The following is a 15,205-nucleotide window of genomic DNA, read 5'->3' as shown; positions in this document are numbered from 1 at the left end:
CGCCGGCCCCGCCCGCCCGGAGGCCGCCGGGGAGCCGACGCCCCCGCCGGCCCCGGCGGACCCCACCCCGCCGCCCGGCCCGCACCAGGGCCGGGCGCCGCTGCGCGAGCTGCGGAGCGGGCTCGAGGACCGCATCGCCCGCTTCGCGACCATCTGGGGGCGGGCCATCTTCCCCGTCACGGCGACCTCCCTGACCCGCCCCGAGTTCGAACAGCACCTCGTCCCCCTCGCCCGGACCCTGACCGAGGCCCTGCACGCCCGGCCCTTCGACGCGGGCGTCGCCCAGCGCGTGGGCGCCGAACTCGTCGCCGTGCACTGCACCGACCCCGAGGCGCTCGCCGGGACGCTCGGGGTGGTCGAGTCCTACCTGGTGCTGTACTGCGGCCCGGACGGCGCCGGGGCCGAGGGCACCGAGGAGTACCGGTCGCGCTGCGCCCGCCTCCAGCACGGCATCGCCGCCGGGTTCGCCCGCGCGCTGCGCGAGCGGACCCTGCGCGAGCAGGAGGCCATCGCCCGCTCCGCGCTGACGGCCCGCACCGACGCCCAGCAGGCCCTGCACGCCAGCGAGGAGCGCTTCCGGGCGGTCTTCGAGGGGGCGGCCGTGGGGATCGGCATCGCCGATCTGGACGGCAACGTCCTCGAGGTCAACGACACCCTCCTCAAGATGTTCGGCGGCCTGGAAGGGCACGTCCGCAGCCGCAACGTCAGCGAGTGGGGCCACCCCGACGACACCCCGCACGTCTGGCGGATGTACGGGGAGCTCGTGCGCGGGGAGCGCGAGCACTACCGGGTGGAGAAGCCCTACTACCGGCACGACGGGACCGTGCTGTGGACCAACCTGACGGTGTCCCTGCTGCGCGACGCCGACGGGGTCCCGCAGTACCAGCTGGCCCTGATGGAGGACACCACCGAACGCCGGCTGCTCAACCTCCGGCTGCGCTACGAGGCCACCCACGACGCCCTGACCGGGCTGCCCAACCGGACGCTGTTCTTCGAGCGGCTGGAGAAGGCCCTGAACGCCACCCCCGGCAGCCGCTTCGGCCTGTGCTACCTCGACCTCGACGGGTTCAAGACGGTCAACGACAGCCTCGGCCACTCGGCGGGGGACCGGCTGCTGGTGGAGGTCGCCGACCGGCTGCAGAGCTGCGCCACCGGACCGGGCGAGGTCGTCGCGCGCCTGGGCGGCGACGAGTTCGTGGCCCTGACGACCGGGCCCGCCGCCGACAACGAGGAGAAGGTGACCGACCTGGCGGTGCGCATCCTGTCGGCGCTGTCCACCCCCATCCGGCTGGAGGGACGGGAGCTGTCGGTGCGCGGCAGCATCGGCATCGTCGAGGGCCGGGCGGGCGAGCGCACTCCGGCGGAGGTGCTGCGCAGCGCCGACATCACCATGTACCGGGCCAAGGCGGCCGGCGGCAACCGCTTCGAGTTCGCCGACGCGGAGGCCGACGCCCGCGCCATCACCCGGCACGGCCTGACCAACGCCCTGCCGGCGGCGCTGGAGCGCGGCGAGTTCTTCATCGAGTACCAGCCCCTGGTGCACATGCACGACGGCAGCGTGCGCGGCGCGGAGGCGCTGGTGCGCTGGTCGCACCCGCAGTACGGCGTGCTCGGCCCGGACCGCTTCATCCCGCTCGCCGAGCGGACCGGGCTGATCGTGCCGCTCGGCCGCTGGGTCCTGGAGGAGTCCGTCCGCCAGGCCCGCAACTGGCAGCTCCAGCACGGCGGGGCCACCCTGCGCGTCAACGTCAACCTCTCGCCCACCCAGCTCCACCACCCCGGCCTGGTCGCCGACACCGTGCGCGTGCTGGAGGCCTCCGGGCTGGCCCCGGGCGCCCTGTGCCTGGAGGTCACCGAGTCGGCGCTGATCGGGGCCGACGACGAACTCCTCGAGCCACTGCGCCGGCTCGCCGCCCTGGGCGTGGACATCGCCCTCGACGACTTCGGCACCGGCTACTCGAACCTGGCCAACCTGCGCCGTCTGCCGGTCAGCGTCCTGAAGCTGGACCGCTCCTTCACCCAGGGGATGCAGCAGCAGCCCGCCGACCCCGTCGACGTCAAGATCGTGGAGGGCATCGTCGCCCTGGCCCACAGTCTCGAACTCGCGGTGACGGTCGAGGGGGTGGAGACCGGCGCCCAGGCGGCCCAGCTGCGCGCCCTCGGCTGCGACACCGCCCAGGGCTGGTACTACGCCCGCCCCGGCTCCCCGGACCGGATCCACGCCCTCTCCCTCTCGGACGCCGTGCCCACCCCCTGACCCCGTCCGCCCCCGGCCGCGTCCCGGCCGCCCCCGGCGCCCTCCCGTCCGCGCCGGGGCCGGCGCCGGGCCGGGGGCTCGGGGGGCGGGTCAGTCCAGACCGGCCTCCGTCCCCCGGCCGGGCTCGCGCACGGCTTCCAGGACCCGCCGGTGCCGCTCGGTGGTGTCGGCCAGCACCTCGGCGGCGGCCGGCAGCCGCTCGGCCTCGTACCCGTCGAGCACGTCCTCCCCGCCCTGCCCGGTCAGGGCCCCGGCCAGGGTCCGGCCGAGGGCCGCGGCGTCCTGGATGCCGGTGTTCATGCCCAGCCCGCCGGCTATCGGATGGACATGGGCCGCGTCTCCGGCAAGGAAGACCCGGCCCTCGCGCATCCGGGCGGCCATGCGGACATTGACCCGCCAGGTCGACATCCAGGTGGGATCCGCCAGCCGTATGCCCTCCATCCGAGCGTGCCGGTCGAAGAGCCGCTGGAGGCCCTCCAGGGAGGGCGCCAGCGGCCGGCCGTCCCCGTCGAGCTCGGGCGAGGCCTGGAGCTGGAAGGTGTCCGTCTCGGGCATGGGGCAGAGCATCATCCCGCCGCCGTCCGAGGTGAACCACTGGTGCCAGTACTCCCGGCTCAGGCCCGGGGCCCTCACGTCCCCGATCACCATCGTCGGCGCCTCCTCGGTGTGGCCTTCGAAGGGGATCCCGAGCAGGCGCCGGGTCGAGCTGTGGCCACCGTCGCACCCGGCGAGGTACCCCGCCCGGGCGCTGCGGCCGTCGGCCAGCCGTACGGTGACCCCGCCGGCTTCCTGGGCGATGCCGGCCACCTGGGCCTCGTACTCGATCCGTACGCCGAGGCCGGCGAGCCGCTCGCGCAGGACATCTTCGACCTGCCACTGGGCGATCAGGACCCCGCCGCCGGTCGCCGTGTCCTGGATGTGGGCGCCGTCGAAGTACTTGCGCAGGACCATGCGCCGCGCGCCGATGGCGGAGATCCGCTCGGCGGCGCCGAGCCGGGCGAAGACCTCCAGGCTGCCCGGGGTGAGGCCCTTGCCGCGGGATTCGCGGTGCGGTCCCGGCCGCTGGTCGAGGACGCGGACAGAGACACCGCGCAGCGCCAGCTCACAGGCCAGGGTCAGTCCGGTGGGGCCGGAGCCCGCGATCAGTACGTCGGTCATCGGAGTTCCTCTCGTCGTCGATGACACAAGGAAAGCGCGTGAGGAAAGAAAAAGCAACCCGGTCACAAAATTAACCCGGTCATGATTCCGTGCTACGCTGGACGACATGGACAACACGACGGGTCTGAGGGCGGGTCTGAGGGAAGCCAAGAAGCTGCGTACGCGGCGCCAGCTGGCGGCCACGGCGCTGGAGCTCTTCCTCGAGCGGGGCTTCGATGCCGTGTCGGTGGCCGACGTGGCCGCCGCGGCCGAGGTCTCCAAGCCCACCCTGTTCCGGTACTTCCCGAGCAAGGAGGACCTGGTGCTCGACCGCTTCGCCGACCACCAGGACGAGGCGGCGCGCATCGTGCGCGACCGGCCGGCGGGCCGGACCCCGGTGCGGGCCGTTCACGAGCACTTCCTGGCGGCCCTCGCCGAGCGCGACCCCATCACCGGGCTCTGCGACCACCCGAACGTGCTCGCCTTCCAGGGGCTGCTGTACTCCACGGCCAGCCTGGAGGGCAGACTGGCCCACTACACGGCGCGCGAGGTGGAACTGCTCGCCGGCGTCCTGGAGGCGGAGGCGGTCCCCCCGCTCACCGCCCGCCTCGCGGCGCTGCACCTGGTGACGGTCCGCCAGGAGCTGGGCCGGGAGAACTGGCGCCGCCTCTCGGCCGGTCAGAGTGCCGACGCGGCCTACCCGGCCGCCGTCGCCGACGCCGACCGGGCCTTCACCATGCTGGCCGAGGGCCTCGACCGGGCCCTGCCCATACCCCCGGCCTGACCGGCCGCCGACCGGCCGCCGGCCGGCCGGCCTCCTCCCGAAGGCTCAGCCGACCAGGATGCGCTTCAGCTCGCGCGCCGCGCGCGGGGGCGCCACGTCCGTGCGGTGGGCCAGGGCGATCGTGCGCCGCAGCGGGGAGCCGGCGAGGGGGGTGGCGCGCAGCCCCGGGCCGGCGTGGTCGACGACCATGGCCGGGACCACCGCGATGCCCAGCCCGGCCCGCACGAAGCCCAGGACCGCGTCCATCTCCCCGCCCTCCACCGTGAACACCGGCTCGAAGCCCGCGGCCCGGCAGGCCCCCACCGTCAGGTCCCGCAGGTCGTAGCCGTGGCGGAACATCACCATCGGCTCCTCGCGCAGGTCGGCGATGGTCAGTTCCCCGCCGCCCGCCGGGGGCGGGAGGTCGGCGGACGAGACCACCACCAGGTCCTCCGTCAGCAGCTCCACCGTGGTCAGGGCGGGCGCCGAGGGCGGCAGCGGCAGGGCGATCAGGGCCAGGTCCAGGACCCCGCGCGCGAGTTCCCGTACCAGGTCCAGCGAACCGCTCTCCTCGATCAGCAGCTCGATGCCCGGATGCGCCGTGTGGAAGGCGCGCAGTACCGCCGGCAGCAGACCCGTGCACACGCTCGGGGTGGCACCCAGCCGGACCCGGCCGCGCCGCAGCTGCGCCAGCTCCTGCACCTCCAGCCGCGCCGTGTCCGCGTCCGCCAGGATCCGCCGCGCCAGCGGCAGCAGCGCCTCGCCCGCGTCGGTGAGCGCGATGTTCCCCCGCGCCCGGCTGAACAGCTCCGCCCCCAGCTCCCGTTCGAGCGCTTTGATCTGCTGCGACAGCGAGGGCTGGGCCACGTGCTCGCGCTCGGCGGCGCGGGTGAAGTGCCGGGTCTCGGCGACGGCCACGAAATAGACCAGCTGCTGGAACTGCATGCCCCCAGGCTATCGCCCTCCATAGGCCACACCTATCGCGATCAGCTCCACCATGTCTTGGACCTTTCGGGACCTTCGTCCTTACGGTCGATGACATGGCTCTGGCAACGCGGACGGATCGACGGCCGTCCACCACGCGCACGCTCTGGGACTCCACCGTCGGCAAGAAGTCCGTGATGGCGGTGTCCGGGCTGATCATGCTCGGGTACCTGGTCGTCCACATGATGGGCAACCTCAAGATCTTCTTCGGGGCTGAGGAGTTCAACGCCTACGGGCACTGGCTCCGCCACATGGGCGAGCCCTTCCTGCACAGCCACTGGGGCTTGTGGGCGGCACGCGTCATCCTGGTCGCCGCCGTCGTCGCCCACGCGATCTGCGCCTACCAGCTCAGCCGCCGGGACATCAAGGCACGCCCGGTGAAGTACGCCCACAAGCGCCGACGCGCGAGCTACGCCACCCGCACCATGCGCTGGGGCGGCGTCATCCTCGCCCTCTTCATCGTCTGGCACCTCCTCGACCTCACCACGCTCACCGTCAACGAGCGCGCCTGGGCCGGCCACCCGTACCAGAACGTCCTCGCCTCCTTCTCCACCTGGTACGGCAACACCATCTACCTCGTGGCCATGGCCGCCCTCGGCCTGCACGTCCGCCACGGCTTCTGGAGCGCCGCCCAGACCCTCGGCGCGGGCAACGCCCGGCGCGACCGGACCCTGAAGTTCCTGGCCAATGCCCTGGCCCTCGTCCTCTTCGCGGGCTTCACGTCCGTGCCCGTCGCCGTCATGACCGGAGTGGTGAGCTGACCATGAGCACCGAGTACGCCGCCTACAGCACTGGCGAGCCGATCCGCGACACCAAGGCCCCCGAGGGCCCGATCGCCGAGCGCTGGGACCGCCGCCGCTTCGAGGCCAAGCTGGTCAACCCGGCCAACCGCCGCAAGCACCGCATCATCGTCGTCGGCACCGGCCTGGCGGGCGGTGCCGCCGGCGCGACCCTCGCCGAGCAGGGCTACCACGTCGTCCAGTTCTGCTTCTCCGACTCGCCGCGCCGCGCCCATTCCATCGCCGCACAGGGCGGGATCAACGCCGCCAAGAACTACCGCAACGACGGGGACTCCGTACACCGCCTCTTCTACGACACCGTCAAGGGCGGCGACTTCCGCGCCCGCGAGTCCAACGTCCACCGCCTCGCCCAGATCTCCGTCGAGATCATCGACCAGTGCGTCGCCCAGGGCGTCCCCTTCGCCCGCGAGTACGGCGGACTCCTCGACACCCGCTCCTTCGGCGGCGTCCAGGTCTCCCGCACCTTCTACGCCCGCGGCCAGACCGGCCAGCAGCTGCTGCTCGGCGCGTACCAGGCGCTGTCCCGGCAGATCGCCGCCGGCAACGTCGAGATGCACGCCCGCACCGAGATGCTCGACCTGATCACGGTCGACGGAGTGGCCCGCGGCATCGTGGCCCGCGACCTGGTCACCGGCAGCATCGACACGTACTACGCCGACGCGGTGGTGCTGGCGAGCGGCGGCTACGGCAACGTCTTCTACCTCTCCACCAACGCCATGAACTCCAACGCGACCGCCGTATGGCGGGCGCACCGGCGCGGCGCCCACTTCGCCAACCCCTGCTTCACCCAGATCCACCCCACCTGCATCCCGCGCACCGGCGACCACCAGTCCAAGCTCACCCTGATGAGCGAGTCCCTGCGCAACGACGGCCGCATCTGGGTCCCCAAGGGCAAGGGCGACACCCGCCCCGCCGCCGAGATCCCCGAGGCCGAACGCGACTACTACCTGGAGCGGATCTACCCCTCCTTCGGCAACCTCGTCCCCCGCGACATCGCCTCCCGCGCCGCGAAGAACGTCTGCGACGAGGGCCGCGGCGTCGGCCCCGGCGGCCAGGGCGTCTACCTCGACTTCGCCGACGCCATCCGGCGCATGGGCAAGGACAAGGTCGCCGAGAAGTACGGCAACCTCTTCGAGATGTACGAACGGATCACGGCGGAGAACCCGTACGAGGTCCCGATGCGGATCTACCCCGCCGTCCACTACACGATGGGCGGACTGTGGGTCGACTACGACCTCCAGACCACCGTCCCCGGCCTGTTCGCGATCGGCGAGGCCAACTTCTCCGACCACGGGGCCAACCGCCTCGGCGCCTCCGCCCTGATGCAGGGACTCGGCGACGGCTACTTCGTGCTCCCCTCCACCATCAACGACTACCTCGCCCGCCACCCGCACCACGAGGAGATCGACGACAGCCACCCCGAGGCCGCGGCCGCCGTACGCGAGACCCGCGACTGCCTGGCGAAGCTGCTGGCCGTCGACGGCGACCGCACTCCCGACTCCTTCCACCGGGAGATCGGCGAACTCATGTGGGAGTACTGCGGGATGGCCCGCACCGAGGAGGGGCTGCGCAAGGCGCTGGCCCGCATCCCGGAGATCCGCGAGGAGTTCTGGCGGCGGATCAAGGTCCCCGGCAGAGGTGAGGAGTTCAACCAGTCGCTGGAGAAGGCCAACCGCGTCGTCGACTACCTCGAACTCGCCGAGCTGATGTGCCTCGACGCCCTCCACCGCGCCGAGTCCTGCGGCGGCCACTTCCGCGAGGAGTCCCAGACCCCCGACGGCGAAGCCGCCCGCCGCGACGAGGAGTTCGGCTACGCCGCGGCCTGGGAGTACACGGGCACCGGCGCCGCACCCGTCCTGCACAAGGAAGACCTCGTCTTCGAGTACGTCCACCCCACCCAGCGGAGCTACGCATGAAGCTCACCCTGCGCGTCTGGCGCCAGCAGCACGCCGACGCCCCCGGCGCCATGGCCTCGTACGAGGTCGACGGCATATCGAAGGACATGTCCTTCCTGGAGATGCTCGACACCCTCAACGAGGACCTCATCCTGCGCGGCGAGGACCCGGTCGCCTTCGACCACGACTGCCGCGAGGGCATCTGCGGCGCCTGCAGCCTCGTCATCAACGGCGACGCCCACGGCCCCGAACGCACCACCACCTGCCAGCTCCACATGCGGTCCTTCGCCGACGGCGACACCATCGACGTCGAACCGTGGCGGGCCTCGGCCTTCCCCGTGGTCAAGGACCTCGTGGTCGACCGCAGCGCCTTCGACCGCATCATCCAGGCCGGCGGCTACATCACGGCACCGACCGGCTCCGCCCCCGAGGCGCACGCCACCGCGGTGCCCAAGCCGGCCGCCGACCACGCCTTCGAGCACGCCGAGTGCATCGGCTGCGGGGCGTGCGTGGCGGCCTGCCCCAACGGCTCCGCGATGCTGTTCACCTCCGCCAAGATCAACCACCTGAACGTGCTCCCGCAGGGCTCGCCCGAGCGCGAGACGCGGGTGCTGGACATGGTGGCCCGGATGGACGGCGAGGGCTTCGGCGGCTGCACCCTGACCGGCGAATGCGCCACGGCCTGCCCGAAGGGCATCCCGCTGCCGTCGATCGCCGCGATGAACAAGGAGTGGCTGCGCGCCGTCCGCAAGGCCTGAGGGGCCGCAAGGGCTGACGGGCCGGGATCGCCCCCGCACACCCCCGTACGAGCGTCCCCGGCCCCCTGCCTGGGCCGATCGGCTGACCCGATCCGCCGACCGGGCGCTCGTACGGGCCGTACGCCGCGCCGTGCCCCGGCCGGGTCCGGCGCGTGCGCTTCAGTGGACCCCATGCCCCAAGCCCCCGCCGGGTCCGGACCGCGCCGCCGCACCGCGCTGGCCGCCGCCCTCGCCTGCCTGGCGACGGCCGGCTGCACGGCGCAGGACACCGCGACCCGCAAGCGGCCGCGCAGCCCCGCCCCCGGCCAGCAGCCCCCCGCCAAGGACGCCCTCGTCATGGTGATCCCGCACGGGGAGAAGCCGTACGCCGGAGCCACCGGCGAGGACGACGAGGGCAACGAGGACCCCGGTTTCCTCGCCGGGCGCGGACGGCGCCGCGCCGAGGAACTGCCCCGGCTCTTCGGCCCCGCCCACAGTGCCCGGATGCCCCGCCCCGCCGCGCTCTTCGCGACCGGCGGACCGGCATCCGCCCCCGCCCGGTGCAGGCAGACCCTGGCGCCCCTGGCCGCCGCCCTGCGGATCCCCGTACAGGGCCAGTTCGCGCTCGGAGCCGAAACCGCCCTGATCCGGGCGGCGTTGGGCGCCCGGATGCCCGTACTCCTGTGCTGGGAGCCCGCCGGGATCCCCCGCCTGGTCCGCGCCCTCGGAGCCCACCGGGTCCTCGGCGTCCCGGCGGCCTGGCCCGACCGCTACGACCTCCTCTGGACCCTCACCCGCACCCGCGGCGAATGGGCCTTCCGCGAACTCCCGCAGGGCCTGCTGCCCGGAGACGCGTAGGCCGTCCCTTCCGGATCCCGCCTGACCCGCGTCCGTAAGGAGACGGCCCGGCCGCGCGCGCTACAGGCCCAGCGCCCGCGCCAGGTAGGGGGCCGTGCGGGCGTCCGGCGAGGCGGCCACCACCGGCGGCGGACCCGCCGCCGTGACCTGGCCGCCCTCCGTACCGCCGCCCGGACCCAGGTCGATCACCCAGTCCGCCCCCGCCACCACCTCCATGTCGTGCTCCACGACCACCACCGAATGCCCCGCGTCCACCAGCCCGTGCAACTGCCGCAGCAGCACCCGCACATCGGCCGGATGCAGCCCCGTCGTCGGCTCGTCCAGCAGGTACAGGGTGTGGTCGCGGCGCAGCCGCTGGAGCTCCGTCGCCAGCTTGATGCGCTGCGCCTCCCCGCCCGACAGCTCGGTCGCGGGCTGCCCCAGCCGCAGGTAGCCCAGGCCGATGTCCTCCAGCGCCCGCAGGCTGCGCGCCGCCGCCGGGACCTGCGCGAAGAAGCCGGCCGCCGCCTCCACCGTCAGACCCAGCACCTCCGCGATGTTCAGCCCCGCGTAACGGACCTCCAGCGTCTCGGAGTTGTACCGCGCGCCCGCGCACTGCGGGCACGGGGCGTACGTACTGGGCAGGAACAGCAGCTCCACCGAGACGAAGCCCTCGCCCTGGCAGGTCTCGCAGCGCCCGCCCGGCACGTTGAAGGAGAACCGGCCCGCCTTCCAGCCGCGCGCCCTCGACTCCGGGGCCGCCGTGAAGAGCCTGCGGACCACGTCGAACAGCCCCGTGTACGTGGCCAGGTTGGAGCGCGGCGTCCGCCCGATCGGCTTCTGGTCCACCTCCACCAGCCGCCGCACCGGGAAGTCCGCCTCGGCCAGCCGCCCGGCGACCTCCTGCGCCAGCACCTGTCCGACCAGCGTCGACTTCCCCGAACCGGACACGCCCGTCACCGCCGTGAACACCCCGAGCGGGAACTCCACCGCCACGTCACGCAGGTTGTGCCGGTCCACGCCCGTGAGCCGGATGCCGCCGGTGGCCTCCCGCACGGGCCGCTCCCGCGCTGCCCCGGCCGGCGCGAACAGATGCCGCGCCGTCGCCGACTCCGCGACGGCGGCCAGCTCCCCGGGCGGCCCGCTGTACAGCACCCGCCCGCCGTGCTCCCCGGCCAGCGGCCCCACGTCCACCAGCCAGTCCGCGCGGAGCACCACCTCCAGGTGGTGCTCCACGACGAAGACGGTGTTCCCCGCCCGCTTCAGCCGGTCCAGTACGTCGAGCAGCGCCTCGGTGTCCGCCGGGTGCAGCCCCGCCGACGGCTCGTCCAGTACGTACACCACCCCGAACAGCCCCGACCGCAGCTGGGTGGCCAGCCGGGCAGGCTGTGCACAGCGTGATCCCGGGTCGCCGCCTCAACTGGCCATCCGTAGTCGGCCTGTGACACTATGTGTGTGCACGCCCGGTGCCCAGGCGACGTCGGGCACCCTCCTTGGCCTCATAGCCGTGCAGGCTGGGCCAACCAGCGTCCGGAGGGACGTGCTCACACGGGCCGCCGGTACGCCGGTCGCACCAGGGCACGAAGGCGATTGGCGTGATTGCGGCCGATCAGAGACGCTCAGATAGCCGAGCCCGATTCAGGTCCGGACCGTCCAGGAGCGCCAGGTGGCGCTCCTGCTGTCGGAGAAGGTCCGCATCACATAGCGGTGCGCGCTCATGTACGTGCCCTGGTAGGGGCGTTGGATCCGGTCCGCCTCCCGCACCGGGTGCACGGTGACCACCGGCTGCTCCTCGGTGAACAGGATCCACTCGCGGTCCTTCGCCGACAGCTCCCGCCAGGGCCGGTCCACGTCGTGGCCGAGCACCTCGAGGATGTCCCGCAGGTTCTTGCCCTGCCAGGCCCCCGGCCGGGCCGCGATGGCTCCCTGACGGATCGACAGGTCGCGGTCGGGGACGAGGAGTTCCTCGCTGGTGCGGTGGATCCGGCCCAGCCCGTGGCAGGAAGGGCAGGCGCCGGAAGCCGTGTTGGGGGAGAAGGCGTCGGAGTCGAGCCGCTCGGCTCCGGGCGGATAGGTCCCGGCCCGGGAGTACAGCATCCGCAGGGAGTTGGAGAGCAGGGTCACCGTCCCCACCGAGGAGCGCGAGCCCGGAGCGGACCGGCGCTGCTCCAGGGAGACGGCGGGCGGCAGCCCGGTCACCGAGTCCACCTTCGGGGCGCCGATCTGGTGGATCAGCCGCCGGGCGTAGGGGCCACGGACTCGAAGTACCGCCGCTGGGCCTCGGCGTAGAGGGTGCCGAAGGCCAGGGAGCTCTTCCCGGAGCCGGAGACCCCGGTGAAGACGGTCAGCGTGTCGCGCGGGATGTCCACGTCGACCCCGCGCAGATTGTGCTCCCGGGCGCCTCGTACCCGTACGCAGGGGTCGGGGGAGTCCGGCTGGTCGGCTGGGGCGTCGGGGGAGTGGCGCATTCGCCCCAGTTTAGGGCCCCGAGGTGGCTAGCCCAGCCCGGTGATCCGGGCGAGGCGGCCGAAGGAGTCCAGCAGGGCCGTCCGGTCGTAGGTGGACGTGGTGACCAGCAGCTCGTCCGCCCCGGTGGCCTCGGTGACCTCCGCCAGCCGGCCGGCGACCTCCTCCTCGGTGCCGGCGATGTGCCCGGCGAGGGCGCCCTCGTACAGCTCCCGCTCCTTCGCGGTCATCTCCAGCGCCTCGACCTCCTCCGCCGGGCGCAGGGGCGGGAAGCTGCCCCGGGTCCGGGAGTGCGCGAGGGCCCACGCCTCCGGGAGCAGGATCCGCCGCGCGGCCTCCCCGCTCGAGGCGACCGCCACCGTCCCGGAAACCACGACGTACGGCTCCCCGCCCCAGGGGGAGGGCCGGAACTCCTCGCGGTACCGGCGGACCGCCTCCGCGACCTTGCCGCGGGCCCGCAGGTCGCCGACCACCATCGGGAGCCCGGCCCGGGCGGCGATCCCCGCGCCCTCCCCGGTGGCCAGGACGAAGGGCGGGATCCGCAGCCCCTCGGCCGGGCGGGCGTGCACCTCGGGGTGGGCCCGCTGGCTGCCGTCGATCCAGCCCAGCAGCTCCGCCAGCTGCTCCTCGAACCGGTCGGCGTCCCCGGTGTCACGGCCCAGGGCCCGGCGGATGCCCCCGGTGAAGCCGACCGAGCGGCCGAGCCCCATGTCGATCCGGCCGGGGAACAGCGCCTCCAGGACCCCGAACTGCTCGGCCACCACCAGCGGCTGGTGGTTGGGCAGCATCACCCCGCCCGTGCCGACCCGGATCCGCCGGGTGGCGGCGGCCACGGCCGCGGCCAGCACGGTGGGCGCGGAGCCCGCGACCCCGGGCACGCTGTGGTGCTCCGACACCCAGAAGCGGTGGTAGCCCAGCTCCTCCGCGGCGCGGGCCAGCTCCACGGTGTCGCGCAGGGCCTGCGGGGCGGTGTACCCCTCGCGGGTGCGGGACCGGTCGAGTATCGAGACTTTTCGGATCACACAGCTCTCAACGCCCGGCGGCCGTGAGGATTCCCCCGCCCCGGCATGCTCCGAAAGGGACGACCTAGGCTGCGGCCATGACCGAGACCGCAACCCGCCGGCCGCTGGCCGTCTTCGACATCGACAACACCCTCGCCGACACCGGCCACCGCCAGCACTTCCTGGAGGGCCGCCCGCGTGACTGGGCGGGCTTCTTCGGCGCGGCCCCGGCCGATCCGCCGCTCGCCCGGGGCGTGGCCCTGGCGGTGGAGAGCGCGGCCGACTGCGAGGTCGTGTACCTGACCGGCCGGCCGGAGCGCTGCCGGGCCGACACCGACGACTGGCTCGTCCGGCACGGGCTGCCCGAGGGCCGGGTGTGGATGCGCGGCAACCAGGACCGGCGTCCGGCCCGGGTGACGAAGCTGGAGGTGCTCCGGCGGCTCGCCCGGGGGCGCGAGGTGCGCGTGCTCGTGGACGACGACGAACTCGTCTGCGAGGCGGCGCGCGCGGCCGGCTTCCGGGTGCTCCTGGCGGACTGGGCCGCGGAGGCGCCGGAGCTGAAGGCGGCACAGGAGGGCGAAGGCCGCACCTGAGCGGCGCCCGCACCTGAGCGGCGCCCGCGCCCGCGCCCGGCCCGGGCGCGGGCCACCGCCGGCCCTCAGTCCTCGCCGTCGAGGCGGAAGCCCACCTTCAGTCCGACCTGGTAGTGCGCGACCTCGCCGTTCTCGATGTGCCCGCGCACCTGCGTGACCTCGAACCAGTCCAGATTGTGCAGGGTCTGCTTCGCGCGCGCGATCGCGTTCCGGATGGCTTGATCGATGCCCTCGGGGGACGTGCCGACGATCTCGGTCACCCGGTAGGTGTGGTTGGACATGGGGTCTCCCGCCAGTCGTCGCGGTTGCCTTGCTGTTGCCTTGTTCCACGGTGCCCCAGTAAGGCCGGGTCCGCGAACTTTGCGTGAACAGTCCCGGGTGAAAGGGGGTTGACCCACCCATTGGTCTATGCCAATTTCAAGCCATCTGAGATCCATCCCCAGAAGGTGACCCTCGTGAAGATGCGCTTCCTCGCCGTGTGCACGGCCCTCGCGGCCGCGACCGCCCTGACCGGCTGCGGCCAGTCGGCAGGATCGGACGGGGGATCCGGGAAGGTGACCCTCTGGCTGATGAAGGGCAGCGCCTCCGACGACTTCATCGCGAAGTTCACCGCCGACTTCGAGAAGCAGCACCCCGGCACCGACCTGGAGGTGAGGATCCAGGAGTGGAAGGGGATCGGCGACAAGGTCAACGCGGTCCTCGGCGGCAAGGCCGAGGCCGGCGCCGGCGCCGACGTCATCGAGGTCGGCAACACCCAGGTGGCCCAGTACGTCGAGACCGGCGGCGTCTCCGAGGTCACCCTCGAGGGCCTGCGCGAATGGGGCAGCAAGGACTGGCTCAAGGGCCTCTCCGACCCGGGAAGCGTCAACGGCGCCCAGTACGGAGTCCCGTGGTACGCCGCCAACCGGGTGGTGATCTACAACAAGGACCTGTTCGCGAACGCCGGGATCAAGACCCCGCCCAAGAACCGCCAGGACTGGATCTCCGCCACCCAGAAGCTCGACAAGGGCGACCAGCAGGGCATCTACCTCCCCGGCCAGAACTGGTACGTCCTCGCCGGGTTCGTCTGGGACGAGGGCGGCGAACTCGCCGTGGAGACCGGCGGCCAGTGGGTCGGCGCCCTCGACGAGGACAAGGCCCTGGCCGGGATGGACTTCTACAAGCAGCTCCAGGCCCTCGGCGACGGGCCCAGGAACGCCGACGAGGAGACGCCCCCGCAGTCCGAGGTCTTCGCCCGCGGCCAGGTCGCCCAGATCATCGCCCCGCCCGGCCAGGCCGCCCAGATCGAGGCGGCCAATCCGGCGCTCAAGGGCAAGCTCGGCTTCTTCCCCGTCCCCGGCAAGACCTCCGAGAAGGCCGGCTCAGTCTTCACCGGCGGCTCCGACCTGATCATCCCGGAGAAGACCCGGAACCGGGCCCTCGCCGTGGACGTGATCACCGCCCTGGTCAGCGAGAAGTGGCAGACGGAACTCGCACGCACCATGAGCTACGTCCCGAACAAGACCACCCTCGCGCACGTGGTCGACGGCAACGACGGCGCCGCCGCCATGGCGCCCGGCGCCGCCCAGGGCCGGGCCACGCCGAAGTCCGCCCGCTGGGCCGAGGTCGAGGCCAAGAACCCGATCAAGCCGTACATGACGGCCGTGCTCACCGGCCAGGACCCCCGGCAGGCGGCGAAGGCGGCCTCGGACACGGTGAGCCAGGTCCTCAGCTCCGACCGCTGAGCCGCGCCGGG

General features: G+C 73.1%; 12 protein-coding genes and 1 pseudogene. 8 read left to right on the top strand and 5 right to left on the bottom strand.

What is annotated here, in order from left to right; genetic code table 11:
• Positions 1 to 100 precede the first annotated feature (100 nt).
• Positions 101 to 2,257: a bifunctional diguanylate cyclase/phosphodiesterase gene (locus OOK34_RS31295; protein ID WP_267037568.1), complete on the top strand. Its 2,157-nt coding sequence runs from the start codon at positions 101 to 103 to the stop codon at positions 2,255 to 2,257.
• A gap of 90 nt (positions 2,258 to 2,347) precedes the next feature.
• On the opposite strand, the gene OOK34_RS31290 is transcribed toward OOK34_RS31295, so the two are convergent.
• On the bottom strand, positions 2,348 to 3,415 hold the full coding sequence (locus OOK34_RS31290) for an FAD-dependent monooxygenase (RefSeq protein ID WP_267037535.1): 1,068 nt from the start codon (positions 3,413 to 3,415) through the stop codon (positions 2,348 to 2,350).
• Positions 3,416 to 3,521: 106 nt separating this feature from the next.
• Between OOK34_RS31290 and OOK34_RS31285 the strand changes: the two genes are divergently transcribed.
• Entirely contained in the window at positions 3,522 to 4,178 is a 657-nt protein-coding gene (locus OOK34_RS31285) for a TetR/AcrR family transcriptional regulator (RefSeq protein WP_267037534.1), read from the top strand.
• A 45-nt stretch (positions 4,179 to 4,223) separates the two neighbouring features.
• Here the strand turns inward: OOK34_RS31285 and OOK34_RS31280 are convergent, their stop codons facing one another.
• A complete protein-coding gene (locus OOK34_RS31280) occupies positions 4,224 to 5,102 on the bottom strand; it encodes a LysR family transcriptional regulator (RefSeq protein WP_267037533.1) in 879 nt (292 codons plus the stop codon).
• Between the two features lie 95 nt (positions 5,103 to 5,197).
• Here OOK34_RS31280 and OOK34_RS31275 point away from each other — a divergent pair, with 95 nt between their 5' ends.
• The 4 genes from OOK34_RS31275 to OOK34_RS31260 all read left to right on the top strand — a co-directional run bounded on the left by OOK34_RS31275 (position 5,198) and on the right by OOK34_RS31260 (position 9,431).
• Positions 5,198 to 5,902 (top strand): succinate dehydrogenase cytochrome b subunit, encoded by a 705-nt coding sequence (locus tag OOK34_RS31275; RefSeq protein WP_267037532.1) that lies wholly within the window; start codon positions 5,198 to 5,200, stop codon positions 5,900 to 5,902.
• Positions 5,903 to 5,904: 2 nt separating this feature from the next.
• Positions 5,905 to 7,857: a fumarate reductase/succinate dehydrogenase flavoprotein subunit gene (locus OOK34_RS31270; protein WP_267037531.1), complete on the top strand. Its 1,953-nt coding sequence runs from the start codon at positions 5,905 to 5,907 to the stop codon at positions 7,855 to 7,857.
• Positions 7,854 to 8,594: a succinate dehydrogenase/fumarate reductase iron-sulfur subunit gene (locus OOK34_RS31265; protein WP_267037530.1), complete on the top strand. Its 741-nt coding sequence runs from the start codon at positions 7,854 to 7,856 to the stop codon at positions 8,592 to 8,594. Before OOK34_RS31270 ends, OOK34_RS31265 begins: the two co-directional genes overlap by 4 nt.
• Before the next feature lie 171 nt (positions 8,595 to 8,765).
• Entirely contained in the window at positions 8,766 to 9,431 is a 666-nt protein-coding gene (locus OOK34_RS31260; RefSeq protein WP_267037529.1) for a hypothetical protein, read from the top strand.
• Between the two features lie 60 nt (positions 9,432 to 9,491).
• Here OOK34_RS31260 and OOK34_RS31255 read toward each other — a convergent pair.
• Positions 9,492 to 11,878: pseudogene (locus OOK34_RS31255) on the bottom strand (ABC transporter).
• A 27-nt stretch (positions 11,879 to 11,905) separates the two neighbouring features.
• On the bottom strand, positions 11,906 to 12,898 hold the full coding sequence (locus OOK34_RS31250; protein WP_267037528.1) for an LLM class flavin-dependent oxidoreductase: 993 nt from the start codon (positions 12,896 to 12,898) through the stop codon (positions 11,906 to 11,908).
• A 77-nt stretch (positions 12,899 to 12,975) separates the two neighbouring features.
• Here OOK34_RS31250 and OOK34_RS31245 point away from each other — a divergent pair, with 77 nt between their 5' ends.
• The gene (locus OOK34_RS31245; protein ID WP_267037527.1) at positions 12,976 to 13,470 is read left to right on the top strand and encodes a hypothetical protein; all 495 of its coding nucleotides are present in this window, start codon (positions 12,976 to 12,978) and stop codon (positions 13,468 to 13,470) included.
• A 65-nt stretch (positions 13,471 to 13,535) separates the two neighbouring features.
• Here the strand turns inward: OOK34_RS31245 and OOK34_RS31240 are convergent, their stop codons facing one another.
• On the bottom strand, positions 13,536 to 13,751 hold the full coding sequence (locus OOK34_RS31240; RefSeq protein ID WP_267037526.1) for a dodecin: 216 nt from the start codon (positions 13,749 to 13,751) through the stop codon (positions 13,536 to 13,538).
• Positions 13,752 to 13,931: 180 nt separating this feature from the next.
• On the opposite strand from OOK34_RS31240, the gene OOK34_RS31235 reads away from it, so the two are divergent.
• On the top strand, positions 13,932 to 15,194 hold the full coding sequence (locus OOK34_RS31235) for an extracellular solute-binding protein (RefSeq protein ID WP_267037567.1): 1,263 nt from the start codon (positions 13,932 to 13,934) through the stop codon (positions 15,192 to 15,194).
• Positions 15,195 to 15,205: the final 11 nt, after the last annotated feature.

The organism is Streptomyces sp. NBC_00091 (genome assembly GCF_026343185.1).
GTDB lineage: Bacteria > Actinomycetota > Actinomycetes > Streptomycetales > Streptomycetaceae > Streptomyces.
The sequence above is the reverse complement of the archived record's forward strand: the minus strand, read 5'-3'. Positions and strand labels throughout refer to the sequence as shown.

Bases quoted from the DNA above. Each gene is read 5' to 3' on its own strand.
- OOK34_RS31270 (WP_267037531.1), top strand. From the start codon at position 5,905: ATGAGCACCGAGTACGCCGCCTACAGCACTGGCGAGCCGATCCGCGAC.
- OOK34_RS31280 (WP_267037533.1), bottom strand. From the start codon at position 5,102: ATGCAGTTCCAGCAGCTGGTCTATTTCGTGGCCGTCGCCGAGACCCGG.
- OOK34_RS31290 (WP_267037535.1), bottom strand. From the start codon at position 3,415: ATGACCGACGTACTGATCGCGGGCTCCGGCCCCACCGGACTGACCCTG.
- OOK34_RS31285 (WP_267037534.1), top strand. From the start codon at position 3,522: ATGGACAACACGACGGGTCTGAGGGCGGGTCTGAGGGAAGCCAAGAAG.
- OOK34_RS31260 (WP_267037529.1), top strand. From the start codon at position 8,766: ATGCCCCAAGCCCCCGCCGGGTCCGGACCGCGCCGCCGCACCGCGCTG.
- OOK34_RS31265 (WP_267037530.1), top strand. From the start codon at position 7,854: ATGAAGCTCACCCTGCGCGTCTGGCGCCAGCAGCACGCCGACGCCCCC.
- OOK34_RS31275 (WP_267037532.1), top strand. From the start codon at position 5,198: ATGGCTCTGGCAACGCGGACGGATCGACGGCCGTCCACCACGCGCACG.
- OOK34_RS31245 (WP_267037527.1), top strand. From the start codon at position 12,976: ATGACCGAGACCGCAACCCGCCGGCCGCTGGCCGTCTTCGACATCGAC.
- OOK34_RS31235 (WP_267037567.1), top strand. From the start codon at position 13,932: ATGCGCTTCCTCGCCGTGTGCACGGCCCTCGCGGCCGCGACCGCCCTG.
- OOK34_RS31240 (WP_267037526.1), bottom strand. From the start codon at position 13,751: ATGTCCAACCACACCTACCGGGTGACCGAGATCGTCGGCACGTCCCCC.